The sequence below is a fragment of the Pseudoalteromonas sp. SG41-5 genome, assembly GCF_014164495.1.
Lineage (GTDB): Bacteria > Pseudomonadota > Gammaproteobacteria > Enterobacterales > Alteromonadaceae > Pseudoalteromonas > Pseudoalteromonas rhizosphaerae.
This window is the reverse complement of record NZ_JACJFH010000037.1, coordinates 1-23,712: the sequence shown is the minus strand read 5'-3', so window position 1 is coordinate 23,712 and position 23,712 is coordinate 1. Positions and strand designations below refer to the sequence as shown.

Below are 23,712 nucleotides of genomic sequence, written 5' to 3'. Positions count from 1 at the left end.
AAGTTATCTCTGCGCTTTTTATCGATTCTTAGTTTTTCTAAGGAAACTATAGTAATAAAAAATGACGAGCTAGCCCGTCATTTTTATTATTTAACTAAGAGTATTGTAACAACCACGCCCAGCCTACTTCTATATAATTTATTATCTAAATAAGACTTCTTCTTTATTAAACCATTTAACACAAAATGCTAATAGTGCACCGGCAACAATCACGGTCGCTAAAAAGATTAGTCCAAGTAACGTGTAATCAATCGTACCTTTGATAATTTCTTTAATCGCTAAAGCCACATTAGTAACCGGTATAAATGCGGTTTTAGCTGTTAGCTCAACATTCGGTAGTAAAGCAACAATGATAGGAAATATCACCCCCATACTCAGTGGTGTCATGTAATTCTGAGCTTCTTTAAAGCTACGCGCATAAATCGATATTGCTAACGCAAGAGAAGAAAAAATCGCGGCGACGGGTAATAAAATAATAAAAATGAGTGCCAAATCTAATACGCGTAATGAACTAAATGCTGTTTTTATCACATCCAAATCAATGAAAGAAATCGCGATACTGATCCAAACGCCCATACTCAACACGGTTATCGTTGTGGTGGCGATTGACGCTGCAAGTAAAGTAATAAATTTACCTAATACAAGTTGCGTACGGGTGATTGGTGTCAATAGTAACGTTTCTAATGTGCCGCGTTCTTTTTCACCTGCACCTAAATCAATTGCTGGGTATGTTGCTCCCATCAATACTAATGGGATCAGTAAGTAAGGGATAAAGCCGCCTATTTTCTCACCTAAATTTTCTCGTTTATCAGCAGTATCAACTTTTACAACTTTGATTGGATCAATAATTGCACTTTGTTGCTCAACTGAAACACCGTAGCTTAATAGTTTTTCAGCTCTTAGCTTATTACCAAATTCTTCAGCAAGCTCTTTTACTCTGTCGAATAAAAAGTTAATCGCTTTAGCATCGTTATAAACCACTTGCCACTGACTTTGTTTTGCGTCATCAAGGTTTTGTTTGGCATCTGCGGGTAAGAAAATACCCATATCAATGGTGCCGGCTTTAACGGCCTCTGTAAGCTCTGCAACTGTATTAAAGGTGTGATCACCTTTGTATAATTGAAAACTTTTATGATAAAAAACTTTATCTGTGAATGATTGCGCATATTCGCCATTGATAACGGCATAGGTATGAACTTTTTGTTCGGCTTCAAGTGTTGCTTGAGAACTAATAAATGCCATCACCGCAAATAATAATGGAAAGATAGCAACTGGTAATGCGACAATAAAAATGAGTGTTTTTTTATCTCGTAATAGCTCCTTTAATTCCTTTTTAAATACTTCAAACATTATTTTTCTCCGTCAATATATTCATAAACGCTTGATTAAGTTCGTCGCTTTTACCCACTTTTTTAAATTCGTCAAGACTGCCGTCAAAACAACTGATACCTTCGTTGATCACCGCAACGCGGTCACACAGTAGCGCTACTTCATCTAAATGATGGGTTGAAAATATAACAGGAGTCCCTTGCGCTTTAAGCCGTTTTATAAACTCGATCACCGTTTGAGTGGTCATAATGTCTAATCCAGTGGTCGGCTCATCAAGTACCACGACTGCCGGATGGTGCACAACTGCGCGGGCTATATTGGCTTTTTGCTTCATACCCGTTGATAAATTATCAGCACGTTTATCAATAAAGCTATGCATATCGAGTAAATCAAATAACTCTTCACACCGTGCTCTAATCGCGTCTTTACTCATACCGTGTAGTTTTGCAAAATATTCGATATTTTCTTTTACCGTTAAACGGCCATATAAACCGGTACTGCCAGATAGAAAACCAATAGACTTACGACCAAATAGTGGTTTTTTAATGATGTCTTCACCAGCAATAATTATTTGCCCTTCATCGGGTTTTAACGCTGTCGAGATCATTCTTAGCGTGGTGGTTTTTCCTGCACCATTAGGGCCGAGTAAGCCCAGCACTTCGCCTTTATTACAATGAAAGCTGACATCTCGCACCGAATGAAAATAATCTTTATCTTCACGGGGATCTATTTTATCGACTTTGTTTTTTTTATGGTCTTTAGTTAGCTTAAATTTCTTTTTAAGCCCCGTAACTTCTATCATGTTCGTGTCCTTCGTTTTGGTCTAAAGTAATCCGTATTACTATAAAACTCGGGGTTATTATTATCATACCAGCCTGGTACGCCTAGCAGTGGTAATGGTGAGAGCTGGCTATTGTCCCTTAAACAGTTATCGACGCTAATCATCTCATAAAGGGTTTGATCAATATACTGATACTGCTGGGCTAAATCTTTACAAAATATGTCACTCGGTACTTTTACAAATAATGCTTTACCTGTCAGACCAATATACGGCTTTGTTAGCATTTCATAATTAGCGTGGCCGAACATAAATGGCGCAATGGTTTTACCCCACAACGCTCTTTGCTCAATAAATGCCTGCTGCCATTGATGATTTTTAAGTAACGCAGGCCAAACATTATCACTTACAGCAAGTACAACCCCACATTCATCAAACAAGGTTAAGGCATTGCGGTGTTTTGAGCGTACTTTAGTGCCGTGAAGTGTGATCTCTTCAACATGGCGTTGATTGATCAATGCTTTCGTTTTAGGAAATAAACACCAGATAAGTCCACCAAATAAGTCATGCCAATTTTGTTGTCGCGTTGGTACTTTACCGGTATCAAAAATGATTTGCTCATAATAGCGCTCTTCCTCACTAAAGCAGGCGTCTTCAACAAAGCGAATTGTTTGCTGATTTGCATTTTTAGCATCTAAAAATGATGAAATCCACGCACATTGCGGCCAGTCGGATAAACCGTTTAAAGAAAACAGTGTATTTAAATGGCTAAATGCACCATTTTCTAAACTGGCGCTATGCCATTGTTCGTAAGGGGTAAAACGCTTCATGAGTATCTTTAGCTTTACAATTATTATGGTTGGAGTTTACCGCAAAAACTGGTTCTCTTTAATAGAAGTTCTTATACTGAGCTCACTTAAAACAAAAAAAGAGCGACTATGAAACGTTATTTTTCTCTGACACTCCTTGCAACTGCGGTACTTGCAGGATGTGCAACAACAAGTCTCACCTCTGATGATGTTAGCAAAGGGTATAATTCAATCAATGCCCAACAACTCGCAGAGCATGTCAAAGTGCTTGCCTCCGATGAATTTGGAGGCCGCGCTCCATCTTCAAAAGGTGAAGAACTCACACTAGCTTACCTTACTGATGAATTTAAAAAACTAGGTTATCAACCAGGTAATGGCGACAGCTTTTTACAAGAAGTTCCGTTGGTGTCTCTTGAAGCAGATCCAAACATGGTGTTAACTATCGGCGGCAAAGATTACCAGTATAAAAAAGACATGGTAATGGGCAGCAGTCGCATTAGCGAACGCCAAAGTATTAAAGACTCTGAACTGGTATTTGTTGGTTATGGTGTTAATGCCCCAGAATATAATTGGAATGATTACGCAGGTTTAGATGTTAAGGGTAAAACTGTGGTGATTTTAGTCAACGACCCTGGTTTTGCCACTAAAGATCCTGCTTTGTTTACCGGTGATGCCATGACTTACTATGGCCGTTGGACTTACAAATACGAAGAAGCCAGCCGTCAAGGTGCTGCTGGGGCTATCATCGTTCATGAAACTGCACCTGCCTCTTACCCTTGGTCTGTGGTTGAAAACTCATGGAGCGGCGAGCAGTTTGGTTTTCAAAAAGAAAACAATAATATGGACAGAGTCGCTGTTGAAGGTTGGGTAACCACAGAGGTTGCTAACGAGCTTTTCACTAAAGCAGGTTTAGATTTTGCCAGTGCGAAAGCCAATGCAGCAAAAGGTGCTTATCATGTTGATATGGGCGATTTAACGGCGTCTGTTGCGGTTAAAAACACCATCAAAAAATCAATTTCATATAACTTCATTGCGACTTTACCCGGTAGTGAAAAACCAGATGAGCATATTATATACTCAGCACACTGGGATCACTTAGGTACTGATAAAAACCGTAAAGGCGACCAAATCTACAATGGAGCACATGATAATGCGACAGGCACTGCAGGCTTAATTGAAGTAGCTGAAGCGTTTGCAAGCTTACCAAAGCACCCTAGCCGCTCAATGACTTTCTTGGCAGTGACAGCTGAAGAGCAAGGTTTATTAGGATCTAAGTATTATGCTGCACACCCAGTGATAGCAGCAAATAAGACAGTCGCTAATATTAATATGGATAGCTTGAACTTGCTAGGCAAAGTAAAAGATATCAGCGTGGTTGGTATTGGTAAATCAGAAATGGACTCGCTATTAGCACAGGCAGCTAATACACAAGGGCGCACGGTATCCGGCGATCCTAAACCATCTTCAGGCGGGTACTATCGCTCTGATCATTTTGCTTTCGCCAACATGGGTATTCCAGCGATGTATGCGGGTGGTGGCAGTGAAGCACTTGACGAAGATACGGCTAATTATCGTAAACGCATGAGCTTAGTGCTACGTGGTTGTTACCATCAACCATGTGACAGATACCGTGATGAATGGGATCTATCGGGAGCTGTACAAGACTTACAACTGTTTTATCAAGTAGGTTTTGATATTTCAGAGCAACCACAATGGCCCAAATGGAATGCGAACTCAGAATTCCAAAGAAAATAACGCAAATGATATTGATTTTCATTTAATTTAAATCTAAAGTGCAACTTAGATAGTTTTTAGGTTGCACTTATGTTTTCACTTTCACTGCCCAAAATTAGTTTTCCAGCGTCCACACATTTTATTACCAGTAATAAACGGCTGCTATTACCGCTATTGTTGTTGTGTTGTTTAGCTTATGCTCCTTTGCGAGCAATGACATTGACGGCAATGAGTGATGCGTTTTTTCAAGTTAGTATATTTGTTGCCGTCACTTTATTTATCTATTACTACGCCATCGATCGGTTGCCTCACTTAGAGCTTGGCTATTTAAGCCAAAAATCACCCTTGTTAGAAATTAGTTTTGCTTCACTACTAGGAGCTTTACCTGGCTGCGGAGGCGCTATCATAGTAGTGACACAATTTACCAAAGGACAAGCGAGCTTTGGCTCTATCGTTGCTGTATTAACAGCGACCATGGGGGATGCTGCATTTTTACTATTAGCAACGAAGCCGCTTGAAGGCTTACTTATTATGATTATTGGCCTAAGCGTTGGTATTATCAGCGGATCCTTAGTCAATGCATTTCATAAGCAAGATTATCTTCGCCCAGCAAAAAATGATTATGCTGATGAGTGCTTAAATCAGCCTAGTAAGGCAATTATAGTCAGTAAATCAATTTGGCAAATTATTATGATGCCCAGTCTTATTGTGGCAATAATGATTGCTTTCAATACTGACTTTTCAGCCTTTGATGCTCTACTTGCTGAATCAATAACCTTATTTGGCGCTATTATGGCGCTATTGGCTGTTACCACTTGGGCGCTGTCGTCTAAAGGTCAAAGCTATCAACAAGTAACTTCAGAAGAAGAGACTATAACGCCCCCTTCAAAGCTATATAAAGTTTTGCAAGACACCCATTTTGTTACGGCATGGGTAGTTGCCTCATTTATGCTATTTGAGTTATTAGTAACATTTGCCGGTGTGGATTTAAAAGCCTGGTTTACTCACTATGCATACTTAGCGCCTTTAATTGCCGTTTTGATTGGTTTTTTACCTGGCTGTGGACCACAAATAGTGGTAACTACATTGTATATTCAAGGCATCATTCCCTTTAGTGCCTTAGCTGCGAATGCAATATCAAATGACGGCGATGCCCTTTTCCCTGCAATCGCAATGGCACCACGTGCCGCATTTGTGGCAACAATATATTCGGCAATTCCCGCTTTACTCGTTGGCTATGGCTTATATTTCTTTGGGGTGTAAGTCACTGACATAAAAAAGCTCAGCGACTGCTGAGCTTTGATAAAATGAATAATTAAGAGCTACGCTTAACTCATTGCCATCATCATTTTGGCTGGGTTTTCTAAATACGATTTCCACAAGTTATTGAATCGCGCTATCGTGGCCCCATCAATCACTCGGTGATCGCCTGACCAACTAACTTGCATAATTGCAGCAGACACCACTTGCCCTTTGGCATCAAAACGCGGTAGATGTTGTAATTTACCCAATGCCACAATCGCCACTTCTGGCTTGTTGATAATTGGCGTCGCAACTGTTCCGCCAATCGCACCAATATTAGAAATGCTAATTGTGCCGCCTTTGAGATCGTCAGGGCTAACACGTCCTTCACGGGCAGCATCCGTCAATCGCGTTACTTCATTGGCTACATCAACAATACTCTTTGTTTGACATTGTTTGATATTTGGCACTAACAAACCAATTTTAGAGTCAACTGCCATACCGATATTGTGATCATCAAAGTAGCTAAGCTCAGTGCATTCATCATTTATTTTCGAGTTTAATACCGGAAATTCTTTCATAGCCAGCGATAAGGCCTTGATGAAAAATGGCATCATTGTCAATTTAACGCCTTGTTGCTTATATTGCTCTTTTAAATCACTGCGCAAAGCAATCAAAGTTGTTAAATCAATCTCATCACAAAATGTAAAATGTGGGATAGTCGTTACCGAAGCAACCATTTGTTTAGCCATTGCTGCTTTGATGCCTTTAATTGGCTCAATACGCATGCCGCCAGTGTCGCTAGCTGTGGTTTTCGTAACGTCAGGCTTCGTTTGCAGTGGTGATGTATCAATACTATTTGGCACTTCCCCTTTCACAAACTGTTCAATGTCCTCTTTGTAAATACGGCCATTCTTACCACTGCCTGGGACTATGGTTAGATCAACATCAAGTTCACGTGCTTTGCGTCTTACTGCCGGTGATGCGACCGCCTTTTTATTAATTACAGGGGCTGTCACTGACTTTTCAACTACTGCTGGTTTTTGCTCTACCGCTTTGGTTTGTGCTTTCACTAATGCATCATTGATATCGACAACGTTTGCTTGAGTGCCTGCAATCGACATTTGAAAAAGTGGACTGTGTACTTGTGCAACATCCCCTTTAGCATAATAAAGTTTTACCACTGTGCCGGTATATTTAGCTGGAATTTGTACCAGTGCTTTATCTGTCATTACATCACAAACGGCTTGGTCTTCTTCTATCAAATCGCCTTCGCTGACTAACCACTCAACAATTTCACACTCAACAATTCCTTCACCAATATCGGGAAGGATAAAATCCTCAACGACTTCAGCGTGAGTATTTGTTTGCGTGTGTTCTATCGCGCTGGTTGTTTCTGGTTGAGTATGATCGGCTGTAGTCTCACCAGCTACATCCATTGCAAACAGCGGGGCATGCACTAAAGCAATATCCCCTTTAGCATAATAGAGCTTACTGATCACACCATCATGAACCGCAGGAATTTGCACCAGTGCTTTGTCTGTCATTACATCACAAATCGGTTGATCTTCAGCTACGGTGTCGCCTTCGGCTACTAACCATTCAACAACTTCACATTCAACGATACCTTCACCGATATCCGGTAAAATAAAATCTTTTGCCATGATGACTCCTAAAATTCGACCGATTGCTTGATTGCTGCGAGCACTTTCAACGCATCAGGTACATATTCTTTTTCAAGCGCTAATGGATACGGAGTATCTAAGCCGCAAACACGTAAGATAGGTGATTCTAAATGCAAAAAACATTCTTGTTGGATTGTCGCCGCAATTTCTGCACCAAAACCATTAGTGATTGGTGCTTCATGGCTAACAATAAGTCGCCCTGTTTTTGTCACTGAGTTAACAATCGTTTCCATATCCCATGGTAAAATACTGCGTAGATCAATCACTTCACAACTAATACCTTGCTCACTTGCACGTTTTGCAGCATCTTCGATGATTTCCATCTGTGCGCCCCAAGCAAGTAGTGTTACATCCGTACCTTCACTAACTATTTCAGCTTTACCCAGTTCAATGCTGTAATCTTGTTCAGGAACTTCACCCGTTGATGCACGATATAAACGTTTAGGCTCAAAGAAAATAACTGGATTATCATCTTTAATTGCAGCACGTAATAAGCCCTTTGCTTGGTAAGGGTTGCGAGGGACAACAATCTTAAGTCCCGGGGTATGTGCAAAATAAGCTTCAGGTGATTGCGAATGATATAAACCACCGGCAATACCACCACCGTAAGGAGTACGGATAGTCAGGTTGCCAACATTAAACTCGTTACCGCTACGATAACGAAATTTAGCAGACTCATTTACTATTTGGTCAAAGGCTGGAAATATATAATCGGCAAATTGAATTTCAGCAAGTGCTGGTGCGCCAAACGCTGCTAAGCCATTAGCAAAACCCATGATCCCTTGTTCGGTTAATGGTGTATTAAATACACGGTGCTGACCATATTTCTCTTGTAGTCCAGACGTTGCGCGAAATACGCCGCCAAAATAGCCAACATCTTCACCAAAAATACACGCTTGCGGATGTTCAGCCATGGTTATATCAAGGGCTGAATTAATCGCATGTAACATATTCATTTTAGCCATTACTTAATTCTCCCTGCAGTCACTGGGTAAGCATCGGGGTGTTGCTTGATATGCGTTTTCAATTGCTCGTATTGACGTTGCAAAGAAGGGATCGGTGTATCATATACATCCGACACCAACTCTTCTAAGGCCGGTTTTGCAATCACTTCAGCGCGTTTTAATGCGGCTAGGATATCATCACGAATTTGCTCTTTGGCTTTATTGTCTTCTTCTTCATTAAGCCAGTTTTGCTTAATTAACCATTTGCGAAAACGTTCGATTGGACAAGATTGATAATTTGCTTCTTCGTCTTTTGAACGATAGCCACTAGGATCATCTGATGTAGAATGCGCGCCAAGGCGATATGCAATCGATTCAATTAAAATCGGCTCACCTGTTTTAGTGGCAAGTTCACGGGCTTTTTTAGTTGCGGCATAAACAGCAAGTGCATCAGCACCATCAACACGAATCGTTTTAATACCATAACCTACGCCACGAGAAGCGATGCCGTCGCCCTTAAATTGCTCATCCGCAGGGGTTGAAATCGCATAACCGTTATTGCGAGCAAAAAATATAACCGGTGACTTATGCACTGCGGCCATATTTAAACCAGCATGGAAGTCTCCTTCTGAAGCAGCCCCTTCGCCAAAGTAACAGATAGTTATGTTATCTATCGTTGAGCTTAGCTCACCTGATTTTGCATCTATGTGTTTAATTTTTTGGCCGTACGCGTAACCTGTTGCTTGCGGTATTTGAGTGCCTAGCGGCGATGAGATAGTCATGTAATTAAGTGCACTTGAACCGTAGTGAATTGGCATTTGGCGACCTTTACCTAAATCCAACTCATTTGAAAACATTTGATTCATAAACTGATCAAGTGTGAAGCCACGGTAATGAAGTGCAGCCTGCTCACGGTATTGCGCCATGATCATATCGTCTTGATCAAGTGCCGCAGCAGACGCTGTCACTGCCGCCTCTTCGCCTAAACATTGCATGTAAAAGCTTACCCGGCCTTGGCGTTGAGCAGCTTGCATACGCTCATCAAGTGCACGAATAAAACGCATTGTTTCATACAAGCGCAGCGCAGTACTTTCATCAATATCGGGGGCTGTTGCACCGTCGTGGATATCGCCATCCTCGTTTAAAATACTCAAGGTCGGAATATTTAAGGCATGACCGTCAATAAATGAGAGAGCATGACTAATATTCAGCGATACGTTATTTGGATTGCTCATAACCTACCTTCTTTTGTTGTCGTAAACAGTACAAGTCAGTTGTTATTATTGGCTGTGCTCTGCAGGATAAACTTTGCAGAAACTGTACTGTATTTAAATTAAAGCTGCTAACACTTTACGTTAACGTAAAGTGTTATTCAACTAATCATAGACGAAACAAAGTTAATTGGCGACAGTGGCATTGGAAAGTTAACTATACAAGAGCATAAAGTATATACAATCATATAGTTAACGATTTGAGCTGACCTGCAAAGCAACAAATTAAATAATATTATCAGTCAGTTGTAATGGTATTACCGTTAATAATGCACGTTGTCCAAGGGCAACATCGGCATTAGGAAATATAATTGCTTCGCCTTCAACATCTGCGTAATAACAGGTCTGACCATCCGTTGCGAGTAAATCACCTTTGCTAAACCCGGTAAAATTCTCGGCATCATCCGAAAAAGGAAACGAAAAATCGTGTTCAGTGCGATTGATTGATCGGTGCACAGCAAATAACTCAAAGTCACTTGCATCAAATTCTTTATATATCACTTCTTTTTGGCTAATTAATGCGATTAGGGTCGCTTTGGTTTTCGCAAAACGACTCATATCATTTTCACCAAACGGTTTTACTTGACCAAGTTCAACGGTAAATGAATCTGCACCATGAACAAAAGAAGAATAGTAACTAAAAGTGGTGGCTGGTGATTTCATCATTAGCACCGTATTTACTCCACAGCTTAATAAAAACTGTAGTTGCGACTTTTTCCACGGTTTACCATGCAAAAATGGATATACAGCAAATTTATCATTTTTTGAACCACGAATAGCAGTGTGTAAATCGTAATGACAGCGCTCTCGCTGCTGACCGCCGCGTTGATAAAAGTCACTAACATATTGTTCAAGCTTGGCCGCTCGTGTGCGCTCATTATTCATCTTTACACCTTCGACAGTGTGATGACCATTAAATAAACGGTTTAGATTTTCTTCAACAAAACGCTTGTCAATATTAATTGATTGCGGGTTACCAAAAATAAACAGTACACGCTGTGCTAGTTGTAAATCGCCTAAGATAATACGCTTAATTAATTCATCGCAAATTTCAATAGGTGCTGTTTCATTACCATGGATCGCACTTGAAAGTACCACATCGATTGTAGTAGCGCATTTTGGTTGAAACTCTATAACGCCGGTGTCATGAATAGTTACAGTGGTACCATTACTTAAAGTAAAAGCACTCGGTGCTAAGTGCCATTCATTATTACGGCTGAGAGTTAAAAAATCGCCTTGCTGTTGTAATTCGTTTAAATACTCTGAGTTGGCTGTCATAATCCAAATGCCTTCATATTATTATGCAAATGAGAAACAAAAACGGCTGAATAAATCAGCCGTTATAAAATAGTCTAAGCGTTATTAACTAATCACTGAATCAACCAACTTCTTGGCTTCTTTTTCTAATAGCGCTAAATGTTCTTCACCTTTGAATGATTCAAGGTAAATTTTATAAATGTCTTCAGTACCTGATGGACGCGCTGCAAACCAGCCGTTTTCAGTAACTACTTTTAAACCACCAATTGCGGCATTATTTCCAGGCGCATGAGTTAGCTTTTGTAAAATAGGCTCGCCCGCAAGTGTATCTGCCGTAACATCTTTCGCACTTAGCCCTTTAAGTCGCTCTTTTTGGGCAGAACTTGCAGGCGCATCTATACGTTTGTATATAGGCGCACCAAATTCGAGCTCAAGCTCTTTATAAAGTGCTGATGGGGTTTTTCCTGTTACAGCTAAAATTTCCGCGGCTAATAATCCCATGATGAAACCGTCTTTGTCGGTATTCCATACTGTACCGTCAAAACGAAGGAATGATGCCCCGGCACTTTCTTCACCGCCAAACGCGAGTGTTCCAGTACTTAGCCCTTCGACAAACCATTTAAAACCAACAGGTACTTCTCGCACTTGACGATTATTACGGGCAACTACTCGGTCAATCATCGCACTTGAAACAAGTGTCTTGCCAATTTCAACGCCTTTGGACCAATCACGATGATTTAATAAGTAATCAATGGCAACCGCTAAAAAGTGATTAGGATTCATTAAGCCGTCAGGAGTTACAATACCATGGCGATCATAGTCAGGATCATTGCCAATGCTTATATCAAAATCATCTTTAAGGGCGATTAAGTTTGCCATCGCATAAGGTGATGAGCAATCCATACGAATTTTGCCATCTTTATCAAGTGGCATAAATGCAAAGCGCGGATCGACACTTTCATTGACGATTGTTAAATCTAAAGCAAATTTTTCGGCGATAATAGGCCAAAAGTTGATCCCTGAACCACCGAGCGGATCAATACCCACTTTAATATTTGCTTTTGCAATCGCTTTTACATCAACAACATTAATCAGATCTTCAATATAAGGAGTCATTAAATCTTGGTATTTAATAAAACCTGAACGGGCTGCTTTTGCAAATGGGAATAGCTCAACTTCAACTAAATCTTCTAGTAGTAGTTGATTTGCTCTGTCTTCTATCCACTTAGTAACGTCAGTATCTGCCGGGCCACCATTAGGTGGGTTATATTTAAAACCGCCGTCTTCTGGAGGATTATGTGAAGGTGTAACAACAATACCGTCAGCTAATTCATGAGGATGTAATTTGTTATGACACACGACCGCGTGGCTAATCACCGGTGTAGGTGTAAAATCGTCGTTTTCTTGCGTGATCACTTGTACTTCGTTAGCAACAAGCACTTCAATCGCTGAATTGTAAGCCGCCTCACTTAACGCGTGCGTATCCTTACCTAAGAATAGCGGTCCAAAAATATTATTTTGTTTTCGGTAATCACAAATTGCTTGAGTAATGGCGAGAATGTGAGATTCATTGAATTTCACATCATATGAACAACCTCGGTGCCCTGAAGTACCAAAAGCAACACAATGTTCAGGGTTTTGCTCTAGATCGGGTTCATTTAAATAATAAGCAGACACTAATTTTGGTACATTTACTAAATCTGATTGTGTTGCAGGTTTCCCTGCACCGGAATGAATCGCCATTACATTTCCTTTATAAGTAGTCTCGAATTTTTTCAGCTTGTTCAGCACTATAGCCTAAGCCAAGTGCCACTTCGTGTAGCATCATTTTCTTACGGGTAGTATTTGAGTTGGTCATTACCCAGTATTCACTGTCGGTAATGTTTTTTGGATTCATACTGCTGCCACTGTTTACTAACGCTTCTTTGCTGGTTGCGAAGTAAACGCGATCACGCCCTTGCACATCCAATACCGCTGAAAAATCAGTTTTATGAGTTCTATGTAAAGCAGATAAAATAAACAAAAAGCGCCCTACTACGCCTTTTTGCATCGCCAACTCTTCTTTATTGAGTATATTAAAAACACTGGCATGCGCTTGTGTCAATGGTGTGACAGCGGCTGACTTTTTATTCTCGGTCGATGAGGTGTGTTCAGTTGTTTGAGTCGTCTTTGCAACCTCATGCGTGACGGGCTGTTCTGGTTTTTCTTGCGCGGCTAAATCATTTTCGCCGTGAATATTTAATAAACGACGTAAAATAGTTGAGGCGCTTTCGCCTATACTTTGAGTGTTACTTGCAATGTATTGATATAACTCGTCGTCTATGTCAATTTTTTTCATGTTATTCCTGTCGTTACGGGTCACATTTTTTTCATCCATGCTGATTATACCCAAACCTGATTTAATTCTCTATGTTTTGCAATTTGTTATTTCACTAGGCAAACTAGGCACACTTTTATGAAATTGTTTTTGGAAACTGTGATGCTGTTAAATTACAAACAAACTGGCCAAGGGCCGCATGTAATTTTGATCCATGGATTGTTTGGTTCACTGGAAAATTTAAATGTTATAGCCAATGCATTGGCAGAAAATTTTACAGTAACGAATCTTGATTTACGTAACCATGGCCGTTCACCACACAGTGATATTATGGATTACTCGGCAATGGCTGACGACGTACTCGCCTTAATGGACCATTTAAGTATTGATAAAGCCCATTTAGTCGGTCATTCTATGGGCGGGAAAGTTGCTATGCAAATAGCACATATTAATCCAAGCTCAGTAAATAAGCTCGTAGTATTAGATATCGCTCCTGTTGCATATCAAAGTCGTCATGATGATATCATTGCGGCATTAAAGCTGGTAAAAAGCCATGCTATTAATGACCGCAAAGAAGCGGATAAATTAATGACGCAGCTAATACCTGAATTAGGTGTTCGCCAGTTTTTGCTAAAAAGCTATGCGAAAAACGAACTTGGTGAACTGCAGTGGCGCTTTAATTTGACTACCCTAAGTGAAAAATATCGCAATATTTTAGCAAATATTAAAGCAAATGATTCTTGTTTATGCGATACTTTATTTATCAAAGGGAACGATTCTGATTATATATTGCCTGAATATCGTGAAGCTATTATGGCTCAATTTAGCAACGCAAAAGCAAAAATTATTCATGGCGCAGGTCATTGGTTGCATGCCCAAAAACCAATGGCGGTTAATAAGTCTATCAATGATTTTTTAATGGCTTAATAAAGCAAAATTTAATCTCGTATTTTTGACTTAGCGCACTAAATTATTACAATTTTATATGCTATAGTACGCGCCGTTTAATTTAAAGGTTATACGTTGATGGTCAGTCAGTTAATTAACGAATTTGATACCCTTGGGTTGTACTTTGGCTTAGCCGGTGTGTTCTTTTTTATCGGTATGGCTATCCAAGACGTACTAAAAAAAGGTAATGTGCCTAAATTTGGCCGTTATGTAGTATGGCTTGTGCTATTTTTAGGGTGTTCTGGTTTTATCGCTAAAGGACTTATTCAAGTTTTTTGGCAAGGTGCGGGTGTGGGTTAACCATGGCTAAGTCTGAAACAGATAGAACAACGCTCGATTTATTTGAATACGAAAAACGCCCCGGCAGACCAAAAACGAATCCCCTACCAAGGGAGGTTCAGTTAAAGGTAAATAAACGTAATCAAATAAAAAGAGATAAAGCACGTGGTTTAAAGCGTGTCGAATTTAAAGTTTCATCGCAGTTATATCAAGCGTTAAGCGATATGGCCGATGCACAAAATATTAGCCGCAGTGCGCTGATTGAAACTATTTTACAAGAAAGATTGGCTATTGATAGATAAAAGGTTTTAAATCCATGGCAAGTGTAGGTATTTTTTTCGGAAGTGACACAGGTAACACAGAACACGTAGCTAAAATGATCCAAAAAGAATTGGGTAAAAAGTTAGTGGCTGTGCATGATATTGCTAAAAGTTCAAAAGAACAGATCGCAGAATTTGATTTAATCTTATTTGGCATTCCTACTTGGTATTATGGTGAAGCACAATGTGATTGGGATGACTTTTTCCCTGAATTAGAAGAAGTTGATTTTGAAGGCAAGCTTGTGGCTATTTTTGGCTGTGGCGATCAAGAAGACTACGCTGAATACTTCCTTGATGCGATGGGTATGATCAATGACATCGTTACTGAGCGTGGCGCTATTGTTGTGGGTCATTGGCCAACACAAGGGTATGATTTTGAAGCCTCGAAAGGCATGGCTGATGACAACCATTTTGTTGGTTTAGGCATTGATGAAGACCGTCAACCAGAGCTTACTGAACAACGTGTAAAAGCATGGTCAGCACAAGTTTATGAAGAAATGTGTTTAAGTGAACTTGCTGATTAAATGCACTTTATTGCTAGTAATCGTATAAAATAATGACGTTCGTTTTCCTATTACACATTTTATAAGTATTTCTAGCAATTGATCTTTGCACTTAATGACTAGGCACGTTATTCTTATCGTTGCTAATGTGTCGTGTACATCTTTGTAAGGTGTCTAGTATAACCAAATATAATTGAGACAGATTTAATGACTGATCATAACTTGGAATTAAAAAAAGCCGGCTTAAAAGTAACTTTGCCGCGTATTAAAATTTTAGAGATTTTACAATCTCCAGATAACCAACACATCAGCGCTGAAGATGTTTACAAAATTCTTTTGGACCTAGGTGAAGAAATTGGCCTTGCTACTGTGTACCGCGTACTTAACCAATTTGATGATGCGGGTATTGTTAGCCGTCACCATTTTGAAGGCGGTAAGTCTGTATTTGAACTCTCTGGTAGCACACACCATGATCACCTAGTATGTTTAAAATGTGGTAAAGTTGTTGAATTTGAAGATGAAATGATTGAACGTCGTCAACTTGAAATTTCAGAAGAAAATGGTATTAAATTAACCAACCACTCTCTTTATCTGTATGGCGAGTGTACTGACACTGCAGCATGTAAAGCATTTGCTGATAGCCAATAATTTATTAGCTGAATAAAAAAAACCTGCAAATTGCAGGTTTTTTTATGTCTGTTACTTTTATCCCCTCGCCTTTGAGCGAAGGGATAAAAAACTACTGCTGTGTTTTAGTCCAAGAATCACGTAAACCAACTGTTTGGTTAAATACAATGTTCTCTGACTTAGTATCACGGCTGAAGTACCCTGTACGTTCAAATTGAAAACCTTGTGCAGGCTCTGCATTAGCAAGTGATGGCTCAAGTTTTGCATTTGCTAAAACCACTAATGAATCAGGATTTAAAGTTGTTGCAAAGTCTTCAGCTGCTGCAGGATTTGGTACGCTGAATAACCGATCATATAAACGAACTTCTGCGGTGATTGACTCACTGGCTGACACCCAGTGGATAACGCCCTTCACTTTACGTCCATCAGTTGGATTTTTGCCCAGCGTTTGTGGATCATAGCTACAAAAAATCGTGGTTATTTCGCCATTTTCGTCTTTTTCAACACGCTCTGCTTTAATAACATAAGCACCACGTAATCGAACTTCTTTATCAAGTACTAAGCGCTTGAATTTGTTATTTGCTTCTTCTTTGAAGTCTTCACGTTCAATATAAATTTCACGGGTGAACGGAACATCACGACGACCCATACTTTCATCATTTGGATGATTTGCAATTGATAAGGTTTCAACGGTATCAACAGCATAGTTTTCAATGATGATTTTAACCGGATCGAGAACGGCCATGGCACGTGGAGCATGTTCGTTTAAGTCTTCACGGATACAGGCTTCAAGCATGCCCATTTCAACCATGTTTTCTTGTTTGGTTACGCCAATACGTAAGCAAAATTCACGAATTGATGCTGGTGTATAACCACGACGGCGCAGACCTGCAATGGTAGGCATACGCGGATCATCCCACCCTTCAACATACTCATTGACCACTAAATCATTTAGCTTACGCTTTGACATTATAGTGTATTCAAGGTTTAACCTTGAAAACTCAATTTGTTGTGGATGACATTCAAGACTGATGTTATCTAACACCCAATCATATAAACGGCGGTTATCTTGAAATTCAAGTGTACACAATGAATGGGTAATGCCCTCTAGCGCATCTGAGATACAGTGCGTAAAGTCATACATTGGGTAAATACACCATTTATCACCGGTTTGATGATGATGAGCAAAACGCACACGATAAATAATAGGATCACGCAGCACCATAAATGAGCTGGCCATATCGATTTTTGCGCGTAATACACACTCGCCTTCTTTAAATTCACCAGCACGCATTTTTTCAAATAGTGCTAGGTTTTCTGAAGGACTAGTATCACGGGTTGGACTATTTTTACCAGGCTCTTTTAACGTGCCGCGATATTCACGCGCTTGATCAGCTGTTAAAAAGCACACATAGGCTAAGCCTTTATTAATAAGCTCTACAGCATAGTCATACAAAGTATCAAAATAATTTGACGAATACTTTATTTCACCATCCCAGTTAAAACCTAACCACTGAACATCTTCTTTGATTGAATTAACGTAGTTAATATCTTCTTTTTCAGGGTTAGTATCATCAAAACGTAAATTACATTGACCACTGTAGTCTTGCGCAATACCAAAATTTAAACAAATTGATTTAGCATGACCAATATGTAAAAAACCATTTGGCTCTGGTGGAAAACGAGTATGTGTAGACGCATGTTTACCTGATGCTAAATCTTCATCAATACGGGTTCTTATAAAGTTACTTGGGCGATTCTCAATTTCCGCCATAGGAATACAATCCTCACAATAGTGCATGGTGACAAAACTACTGCATTATACCCAAACCACCCCAAGATGCGAGTTTCAGTTGGAATTAAAAGCGATTTAGGCAAGGCATTGATTGCAAATAATAGTGGTTCTATTGGTAAAATCAATAACGCAGTATAAATCGTTTTTAAACCAACCCGTTGGGCGTTTCGCAGGCACTTACTCTCATCGTTGTTACTTCTTAAAAGGGACTGCCATTGTTGCAAAGTAACGCCTTGATATTAAGCCCCTGTGAAACGCTGAATTCTGCATATTGAGGTGGTTTGGGTATATTATAAAAACAAACTTTAACATACAGTAATAGATGCGGGTTTATTACATATTGTGTGCTTAGCGGAAAATACTAGCTAAAGAACCACGCCTGGGTTGTTATTTAATCTCTTAATGACGATAAATTGTTCTAGCGCAATAAAACAGTCATTCAACCAAGCTACAGTGACGTCATTAAAGTAATTCTTTTAAGGAGAAAATAATGGCTTCACTTTCACAGCATCGCGTTTATATCCCAACTACTGCACGCGCAAACCAATATATCTTAGCGGAGTTCGTACCCAGTGCCGATTTATACGCACGTTTTAGTAATATACAGCAATGTTATGAACGTTTAGCACGACAGCTATTCTCTTCATGTGATGAATACGAGCTACACAATGTACATTTGATAGCAAACGATAAGCTCCCCGTTGTTAGGTTTCATGAAGAGTCGTATTGTTTACAAACAGAAAAACAAATTTTATTCTTTTATAACCCGCGTTACCATGAAGCGCATAAATGCATTTACGACAGCAGCAAACCCAGTAAAAAAATTCGCTTACTCTTCCTTGCTACTGGTGAAGACTTGCGTGCGAATGCTGCCATATTCCATACTCGGGTTAAAAAAGTACTCGAATACCTACAAAGCACATTATTGATCGATGAAGCAGCAATAAAAGTGCGTGATCATCAACATTTAACCTATGACTTGTTCGCCAAAGCGAAAGGATGTAAAGAAAGCTACGGTTATAAACTCAGAGGACTCTACCCTCGCTACCAAAGCCGCCATTGTACACTCCCTGCAGAACATAATGAGATGACCTATACGACATTTGCGATCCCAATAACACGTACTATTAAAACTCAGTTTCATCATTTACTTAATAAGCCAACATTCACAGAGTTTTACCAGCACTTTTATGACGCATTTATTAAGCAATGCGCCGCCAAAAATTTACATTTAGCGGCGATGATAGCAAATGGTACGATGCCAATAATTAGAAACAGTAAGACTGATAACAACGATGGCAATCATGAATTGCAAAAGCTAAGTTTTTCAACCGACGATCAAAAAACGCAATACAGTCATTATTGGCATGATGAAAAGCTAGTAGATTCACTGCATTTTGTTATTGTTGCCAGTGAAAAAGACGAACAAGGAATTGGCCACGGTCGGTTTATGAATCAAGTTGAAAGTGTGATCCGTACACTCATCGAACCATTATCTATTAATAAAGAGCGCCAAGATATCACTGTGCGATTTTTTCAACATATCAATCATTATCTATAATAGCGAGCTTGTCGATAATGACCCCCTTAAGCTGAGTTCATGTTAACTACAGACCTTATCCCTGCCAGTATTTTTAGCATGGTAAAGGTTTGTGTCAGCAACTTTTAATAATGTATTAAGGGCTAATCCTGGCTGCATTTGTGCGACCCCAGCACTGCTTGTTAAAGTGATTTTTTTATCGGTCAAGCTTAACGATTTTAAACAAATGCATAAGTTACCGATAAAATCATGCCCTTGTGCAAGTGTTAAGTTTGGCATTACCACAATAAACTCTTCACCACCAAAGCGAGCAAATTGATACTCAGTATCAGCTAACTGCTCAGTAAGTAACGCGCTAAAAGCAATTAGGGCTTGATCACCGATATCATGACCATATTGATCATTTACTTGTTTAAAATGATCAATATCTAAAATTGAAACTGAAAAGTTTTGTTGCTTCCCGATAAGTTGCGATGCAATAAAATCGAGAATATAGCGACGGTTATGAGCTCCAGTGAGTGGATCTGTATTTGCTCTGCGTTGGCTTCGTAAATATGCTTTGCGTTGATTTAATGCGAAAATTGTAATGCTTAATATCGCTAATATACCAATAACAGAATAGGCTGCTTGTAACTGTCCTTCTTTAGCTAACTTATCTAAAGTAATTTGTTGGTATTTTAATTTCTCTTCAGCCAACTGCAATTTGATATCTTGTTGAGTAGATTCAAATCGTGAGCGTGCTTCTTGCTCGAGTTTCTGCTGCGTTGTTTCTTTTGCTTGCTCTGTAAGCTTAATCAATAACTTCAGTGCATTAGTAGCCTCTGCAAAACGACCTAATTGTTCTAGGCTTTGCGCCTTTAAGCTAAGTGTATTACGGCTGTAACGGTTATTAAGCGGCCTATCGTAATCAGTCAACAATAACTCTGATGCTTGAATATATTCAAGTGCTTGCTCTGGTTGCTGTAATGCTAAGAAAGTTTTAGCAAATCCATTATTTAACGCAATTATATGCGCTGGATTTACAATCACTTTATTGACATAACTTTTAGCCAAGTATAGTAGTTGCAACGCTTGCGAATATTTTTTTTGCTTCAGAGCGACATTTGCCTTACCAGCTGGTGCCAAAAAAAGATAGCGCGGTGCTTTTACCATTGCTGATAACATTATCATTTCTTCATAACAAGCCGCCGCTGAATCAAGTTTTTCAGCGCGCTCATATGTCATGCATAAGATATAGATAACAGGCAAACCATTGACAACATCGCCGTTTTTGCTGGCGATATCGCGCGCCAAAACTGCATATTGCTCACCTTTCTCAAATAGTGACATGGTCGAATAATATGCCGCTAAACTATCATAAACATAAAGCATGGTAGTTGATGACATATTCGTAGTTTTCGCTTCAATGTAGGCATTTTCGATAATTTCTATTGCTTTAGGGTATTCCTCTTGCCAGAGCAACAGAGCTCCTTCAATAGACTCAGCTTGTACCAACATCTCTAAATCGTTTGCTTGAGTAAAGGCATTTTGTGCTAAGCGGATTTGTTTAATACTTTCAGGTAACAGCCCTTCTTCTAAAGAAAAAACACTCCGATACATTAACCAATAACCTTGGATCCAATCATCGTCTTTAGGCAGTTGTTGTTGGGCAAGTTCAAAGTAACTTTGTGAACGTGCGATATCACCTTTAAATAAATACAGCCGTGCTAACAAAGTATTATTATAAGCGTGTTCAGTGGTAGAAATACCCTGAGCTGCTTGTGTAAGAACTAATTCTTCGATCAACTGATTTGGTTCAGCTAATGCGCGTTGTTCGGTTACTAAAAATGCGGTACGAAATGAAGTAGATGAAAATAAATTGAAAGAGCAACAAAAGCATACAAGGTAGACTGTAAAATAAATTATTCGCATTACTGCTAGATCTTCCAATGATAAAAAGCAATCGCACATTATAACGGCAGTTTTGATTATTACCAGTAGATTTTATTGAAACAAGCTATTGATTTTTATTATTAAATAAACAGCTAAAGATTCTGAAATTTATCATTATCTAGACATAATACTTTATGAATAATGACAATAAAAAAGGCTCACTAAGTGAGCCTTTTTTTCAAAACATAGCGGGTTATTACCAGCCAGTTTTTTCTTTAAGTGCTTTACCGATATCAGCAAGTGAACGTACAGTTTTTACGCCCGCAGCTTCTAATGCAGCAAATTTCTCATCAGCAGTACCTTTACCACCAGCGATGATTGCGCCAGCGTGACCCATACGCTTACCTTCTGGTGCAGTAACACCAGCAATGTAAGAAACAACAGGCTTAGTAACGTTAGCTTTGATGTACTCTGCAGCTTCTTCTTCTGCAGTACCACCGATTTCACCGATCATTACGATCGCTTCAGTTTGTGGATCTTTTTCGAACATTTCTAAAACGTCGATAAAGTTAGTACCAGGAATTGGGTCGCCACCAATACCAACACAGGTAGACTGACCGAAACCTGCATCTGTAGTTTGTTTAACAGCTTCGTACGTTAAAGTACCAGAGCGAGAAACAATACCTACTTTACCAGGTTTGTGGATGTGACCAGGCATGATACCAATCTTAGTCTCACCAGGAGTGATAACACCTGGACAGTTAGGACCGATCATACGAGTACCTGTTTGATCTAGTTTAACTTTAACGTCAACCATATCAAGTGTAGGGATACCTTCAGTGATACAAACGATTAGCTCGATGCCCGCATCGATTGCTTCTAAGATAGCATCTTTACAAAAAGGTGCTGGTACATAGATAACTGATGCAGTTGCGCCAGTTGCTTCTACAGCATCACGTACAGTGTTAAATACTGGAAGACCAAGGTGCGTTTGACCGCCTTTACCTGGGCTTACACCACCAACCATTTGTGTACCGTACTCAAGCGCTTGCTCAGAGTGGAAAGTACCTTGGCCACCGGTGAAACCTTGACAGATAACTTTTGTATCTTTATTGATTAATACAGACATTATTTGCCCTCCGCAGCAGCAACAACTTTTTCAGCCGCGTCTGTTAGTGATTCAGCAGCAATGATATCTAGACCAGAGTTCTTAAGAACTTCACGACCTAGCTCAGCGTTAGTACCTTCTAAACGTACAACTACTGGTACGTTTACGCCAACTTCTTTAACTGCACCAATGATGCCTTCAGCGATCATGTCACAACGAACGATACCACCGAAGATGTTAACTAAAACGGCTTTAACGTTGTCATCAGAAAGAATGATTTTGAATGCTTCTGATACACGTTCTTTAGTCGCGCCGCCGCCAACATCTAGGAAGTTTGCAGGCTTGCCACCGTGTAGGTTTACGATGTCCATAGTACCCATTGCTAGGCCTGCACCGTTAACCATACAACCAACGTTACCGTCTAATGCAACGTAGTTAAGTTCAAAACTTGCTGCATGAGCTTCACGTGCATCTTCTTGTGATGGATCGTGGAAATCACGCATTTTAGGTTGACGGTAAAGTGCATTACCATCGATACCGATCTTGCCGTCAAGACAGTGAAGGTTACCTTCATCAGTGATAACAAGCGGGTTGATTTCAAGTAGTGCGAAATCGAAATCAGTAAACATTTTACCAAGACCCATAAAGATCTGTACGAACTGTTTCATTTGTACTGGGTTAAGACCCAATTTAAAACCTAGTTCACGTGCTTGGTAAGCTTGAGGACCTACTAATGGGTCGATCTCTGCTTTGTGGATAAGCTCTGGTGTTTCTTCAGCAACAGTTTCAATTTCAACACCGCCTTCAGTAGACGCCATGAAAACAACTTTGCGAGATGCACGGTCAACAACTGCACCTAAGTACAATTCGTTGGCGATATCAGTACAGCTTTCTACTAAAATTTTAGCAACTGGCTGACCATTCTCGTCTGTTTGGTAAGTAACTAGGTTTTTACCTAACCAGTTAGCTGCAAACGCTTTAACTTCGTCGATAGTTTTAACTAGCTTTACACCGCCAGCTTTACCACGTCCACCTGCGTGAACCTGAGTTTTAACAACCCACATATCACCGCCGATTTTCTCAGCAGCTGCTGCAGCTTCTTCAGGTGTATCGCAAGCGAAACCTTGAGAAACTGGTAAACCATATTCGGCAAAAAGTTGTTTTGCCTGATACTCATGCAAATTCATGATGCTTTATCCAATTTTTTATACTAAAAGAGCTGACTATTTTTATAAATAGACAGCTATCCCAAATTGCGCACCTAGTATAGATCCCAAGGCTTAACATGAAAACCCCAGTACGACCAAAGGCGCAAAAAAAAAGCTGTGAATATGACTCACAGCTTATATTTTAT

The 23,712-nt window shown here is 39.7% G+C and carries 21 protein-coding genes; 8 read left to right on the top strand and 13 right to left on the bottom strand.

Annotated elements, in window-relative coordinates; translation table 11 throughout:
• Window positions 1-141: 141 nt before the first annotated feature.
• Genes H5232_RS11575 through H5232_RS11565 form a run of 3 tightly spaced genes read right to left on the bottom strand, consistent with a single transcriptional unit; the run spans window position 142 to window position 2,937 of the window.
• Window positions 142-1,350 (bottom strand): ABC transporter permease, encoded by a 1,209-nt coding sequence (locus tag H5232_RS11575; RefSeq protein WP_182830918.1) that lies wholly within the window; start codon window positions 1,348-1,350, stop codon window positions 142-144.
• On the bottom strand, window positions 1,343-2,131 hold the full coding sequence (locus H5232_RS11570; RefSeq protein WP_149981088.1) for an ATP-binding cassette domain-containing protein: 789 nt from the start codon (window positions 2,129-2,131) through the stop codon (window positions 1,343-1,345). Before H5232_RS11570 ends, H5232_RS11575 begins: the two co-directional genes overlap by 8 nt.
• Window positions 2,128-2,937 carry a DUF3025 domain-containing protein gene (locus H5232_RS11565; RefSeq protein WP_182717853.1) on the bottom strand — a complete coding sequence of 270 codons (810 nt, stop codon included), beginning with the start codon at window positions 2,935-2,937 and terminating at the stop codon, window positions 2,128-2,130. The genes H5232_RS11570 and H5232_RS11565 overlap by 4 nt, the downstream gene beginning before the upstream one ends.
• A 108-nt stretch (window positions 2,938-3,045) precedes the next feature.
• Between H5232_RS11565 and H5232_RS11560 the strand changes: the two genes are divergently transcribed.
• Both H5232_RS11560 and H5232_RS11555 read left to right on the top strand, forming a co-directional pair.
• Window positions 3,046-4,671, top strand: coding sequence for a M28 family metallopeptidase (locus H5232_RS11560; RefSeq protein WP_182830917.1), 1,626 nt, complete (start codon window positions 3,046-3,048; stop codon window positions 4,669-4,671).
• 69 nt (window positions 4,672-4,740) lie between these two features.
• On the top strand, window positions 4,741-5,913 hold the full coding sequence (locus H5232_RS11555; protein WP_149981085.1) for a putative manganese transporter: 1,173 nt from the start codon (window positions 4,741-4,743) through the stop codon (window positions 5,911-5,913).
• 65 nt (window positions 5,914-5,978) lie between these two features.
• On the opposite strand, the gene H5232_RS11550 is transcribed toward H5232_RS11555, so the two are convergent.
• From H5232_RS11550 to seqA, 6 genes are all read right to left on the bottom strand, one after another.
• On the bottom strand, window positions 5,979-7,556 hold the full coding sequence (locus tag H5232_RS11550) for a dihydrolipoyllysine-residue acetyltransferase (RefSeq protein WP_182830916.1): 1,578 nt from the start codon (window positions 7,554-7,556) through the stop codon (window positions 5,979-5,981).
• An 8-nt stretch (window positions 7,557-7,564) separates the two neighbouring features.
• Entirely contained in the window at window positions 7,565-8,542 is a 978-nt protein-coding gene (locus tag H5232_RS11545) for an alpha-ketoacid dehydrogenase subunit beta (protein WP_145233893.1), read from the bottom strand.
• Window positions 8,542-9,756, bottom strand: coding sequence for a thiamine pyrophosphate-dependent dehydrogenase E1 component subunit alpha (locus H5232_RS11540; RefSeq protein WP_182783667.1), 1,215 nt, complete (start codon window positions 9,754-9,756; stop codon window positions 8,542-8,544). Before H5232_RS11540 ends, H5232_RS11545 begins: the two co-directional genes overlap by 1 nt.
• Window positions 9,757-10,017: 261 nt before the next feature.
• Window positions 10,018-11,070: a succinylglutamate desuccinylase gene (gene astE, locus H5232_RS11535; protein WP_145233889.1), complete on the bottom strand. Its 1,053-nt coding sequence runs from the start codon at window positions 11,068-11,070 to the stop codon at window positions 10,018-10,020.
• A gap of 84 nt (window positions 11,071-11,154) precedes the next feature.
• Window positions 11,155-12,792 (bottom strand): phosphoglucomutase (alpha-D-glucose-1,6-bisphosphate-dependent), encoded by a 1,638-nt coding sequence (pgm, locus tag H5232_RS11530; protein WP_182761325.1) that lies wholly within the window; start codon window positions 12,790-12,792, stop codon window positions 11,155-11,157.
• A gap of 10 nt (window positions 12,793-12,802) precedes the next feature.
• A complete protein-coding gene (gene seqA / locus H5232_RS11525) occupies window positions 12,803-13,387 on the bottom strand; it encodes a replication initiation negative regulator SeqA (protein ID WP_182717858.1) in 585 nt (194 codons plus the stop codon).
• A 141-nt stretch (window positions 13,388-13,528) separates the two neighbouring features.
• On the opposite strand from seqA, the gene H5232_RS11520 reads away from it, so the two are divergent.
• From H5232_RS11520 to fur, 5 genes are all read left to right on the top strand, one after another.
• On the top strand, window positions 13,529-14,293 hold the full coding sequence (locus H5232_RS11520) for an alpha/beta fold hydrolase (protein WP_182739278.1): 765 nt from the start codon (window positions 13,529-13,531) through the stop codon (window positions 14,291-14,293).
• A gap of 99 nt (window positions 14,294-14,392) precedes the next feature.
• Complete coding sequence (locus H5232_RS11515) at window positions 14,393-14,614, top strand: DUF2788 domain-containing protein (protein WP_054204660.1); 222 nt, start codon at window positions 14,393-14,395, stop codon at window positions 14,612-14,614.
• Window positions 14,615-14,616: 2 nt separating this feature from the next.
• Complete coding sequence (ybfE, locus tag H5232_RS11510) at window positions 14,617-14,895, top strand: LexA regulated protein (RefSeq protein ID WP_016709654.1); 279 nt, start codon at window positions 14,617-14,619, stop codon at window positions 14,893-14,895.
• 14 nt (window positions 14,896-14,909) lie between these two features.
• Window positions 14,910-15,437 carry a flavodoxin FldA gene (gene fldA, locus H5232_RS11505; RefSeq protein WP_145233882.1) on the top strand — a complete coding sequence of 176 codons (528 nt, stop codon included), beginning with the start codon at window positions 14,910-14,912 and terminating at the stop codon, window positions 15,435-15,437.
• 186 nt (window positions 15,438-15,623) lie between these two features.
• Window positions 15,624-16,064, top strand: a complete 441-nt coding sequence (gene fur / locus H5232_RS11500; RefSeq protein WP_145233880.1) for a ferric iron uptake transcriptional regulator — start codon at window positions 15,624-15,626, stop codon at window positions 16,062-16,064.
• Between the two features lie 91 nt (window positions 16,065-16,155).
• On the opposite strand, the gene glnS is transcribed toward fur, so the two are convergent.
• Window positions 16,156-17,817: a glutamine--tRNA ligase gene (glnS, locus tag H5232_RS11495; RefSeq protein WP_145233878.1), complete on the bottom strand. Its 1,662-nt coding sequence runs from the start codon at window positions 17,815-17,817 to the stop codon at window positions 16,156-16,158.
• Between the two features lie 511 nt (window positions 17,818-18,328).
• Here glnS and H5232_RS11490 point away from each other — a divergent pair.
• On the top strand, window positions 18,329-19,399 hold the full coding sequence (locus H5232_RS11490) for a DUF3083 family protein (RefSeq protein ID WP_182830915.1): 1,071 nt from the start codon (window positions 18,329-18,331) through the stop codon (window positions 19,397-19,399).
• 42 nt (window positions 19,400-19,441) lie between these two features.
• On the opposite strand, the gene H5232_RS11485 is transcribed toward H5232_RS11490, so the two are convergent.
• The 3 genes from H5232_RS11485 to sucC form a co-directional block, all read right to left on the bottom strand.
• Window positions 19,442-21,289, bottom strand: a complete 1,848-nt coding sequence (locus tag H5232_RS11485) for a diguanylate cyclase (RefSeq protein ID WP_182739262.1) — start codon at window positions 21,287-21,289, stop codon at window positions 19,442-19,444.
• A gap of 217 nt (window positions 21,290-21,506) precedes the next feature.
• Window positions 21,507-22,379 (bottom strand): succinate--CoA ligase subunit alpha, encoded by an 873-nt coding sequence (gene sucD / locus H5232_RS11480; RefSeq protein WP_145233870.1) that lies wholly within the window; start codon window positions 22,377-22,379, stop codon window positions 21,507-21,509.
• On the bottom strand, window positions 22,379-23,545 hold the full coding sequence (gene sucC, locus H5232_RS11475; protein ID WP_145233868.1) for an ADP-forming succinate--CoA ligase subunit beta: 1,167 nt from the start codon (window positions 23,543-23,545) through the stop codon (window positions 22,379-22,381). The genes sucD and sucC overlap by 1 nt, the downstream gene beginning before the upstream one ends.
• Window positions 23,546-23,712 lie beyond the last annotated feature (167 nt).

Bases quoted from the DNA above. Each gene is read 5' to 3' on its own strand.
- H5232_RS11540 (WP_182783667.1), bottom strand. From the start codon at position 9,756: ATGAGCAATCCAAATAACGTATCGCTGAATATTAGTCATGCTCTCTCA.
- H5232_RS11570 (WP_149981088.1), bottom strand. From the start codon at position 2,131: ATGATAGAAGTTACGGGGCTTAAAAAGAAATTTAAGCTAACTAAAGAC.
- H5232_RS11545 (WP_145233893.1), bottom strand. From the start codon at position 8,542: ATGGCTAAAATGAATATGTTACATGCGATTAATTCAGCCCTTGATATA.
- H5232_RS11515 (WP_054204660.1), top strand. From the start codon at position 14,393: ATGGTCAGTCAGTTAATTAACGAATTTGATACCCTTGGGTTGTACTTT.
- H5232_RS11575 (WP_182830918.1), bottom strand. From the start codon at position 1,350: ATGTTTGAAGTATTTAAAAAGGAATTAAAGGAGCTATTACGAGATAAA.
- seqA (WP_182717858.1), bottom strand. From the start codon at position 13,387: ATGAAAAAAATTGACATAGACGACGAGTTATATCAATACATTGCAAGT.
- fldA (WP_145233882.1), top strand. From the start codon at position 14,910: ATGGCAAGTGTAGGTATTTTTTTCGGAAGTGACACAGGTAACACAGAA.
- fur (WP_145233880.1), top strand. From the start codon at position 15,624: ATGACTGATCATAACTTGGAATTAAAAAAAGCCGGCTTAAAAGTAACT.
- H5232_RS11555 (WP_149981085.1), top strand. From the start codon at position 4,741: ATGTTTTCACTTTCACTGCCCAAAATTAGTTTTCCAGCGTCCACACAT.
- H5232_RS11485 (WP_182739262.1), bottom strand. From the start codon at position 21,289: ATGCGAATAATTTATTTTACAGTCTACCTTGTATGCTTTTGTTGCTCT.
- pgm (WP_182761325.1), bottom strand. From the start codon at position 12,792: ATGGCGATTCATTCCGGTGCAGGGAAACCTGCAACACAATCAGATTTA.
- sucD (WP_145233870.1), bottom strand. From the start codon at position 22,379: ATGTCTGTATTAATCAATAAAGATACAAAAGTTATCTGTCAAGGTTTC.
- glnS (WP_145233878.1), bottom strand. From the start codon at position 17,817: ATGGCGGAAATTGAGAATCGCCCAAGTAACTTTATAAGAACCCGTATT.
- ybfE (WP_016709654.1), top strand. From the start codon at position 14,617: ATGGCTAAGTCTGAAACAGATAGAACAACGCTCGATTTATTTGAATAC.
- H5232_RS11550 (WP_182830916.1), bottom strand. From the start codon at position 7,556: ATGGCAAAAGATTTTATTTTACCGGATATCGGTGAAGGTATCGTTGAA.
- H5232_RS11565 (WP_182717853.1), bottom strand. From the start codon at position 2,937: ATGAAGCGTTTTACCCCTTACGAACAATGGCATAGCGCCAGTTTAGAA.
- H5232_RS11520 (WP_182739278.1), top strand. From the start codon at position 13,529: ATGCTGTTAAATTACAAACAAACTGGCCAAGGGCCGCATGTAATTTTG.
- H5232_RS11490 (WP_182830915.1), top strand. From the start codon at position 18,329: ATGGCTTCACTTTCACAGCATCGCGTTTATATCCCAACTACTGCACGC.
- sucC (WP_145233868.1), bottom strand. From the start codon at position 23,545: ATGAATTTGCATGAGTATCAGGCAAAACAACTTTTTGCCGAATATGGT.
- astE (WP_145233889.1), bottom strand. From the start codon at position 11,070: ATGACAGCCAACTCAGAGTATTTAAACGAATTACAACAGCAAGGCGAT.
- H5232_RS11560 (WP_182830917.1), top strand. From the start codon at position 3,046: ATGAAACGTTATTTTTCTCTGACACTCCTTGCAACTGCGGTACTTGCA.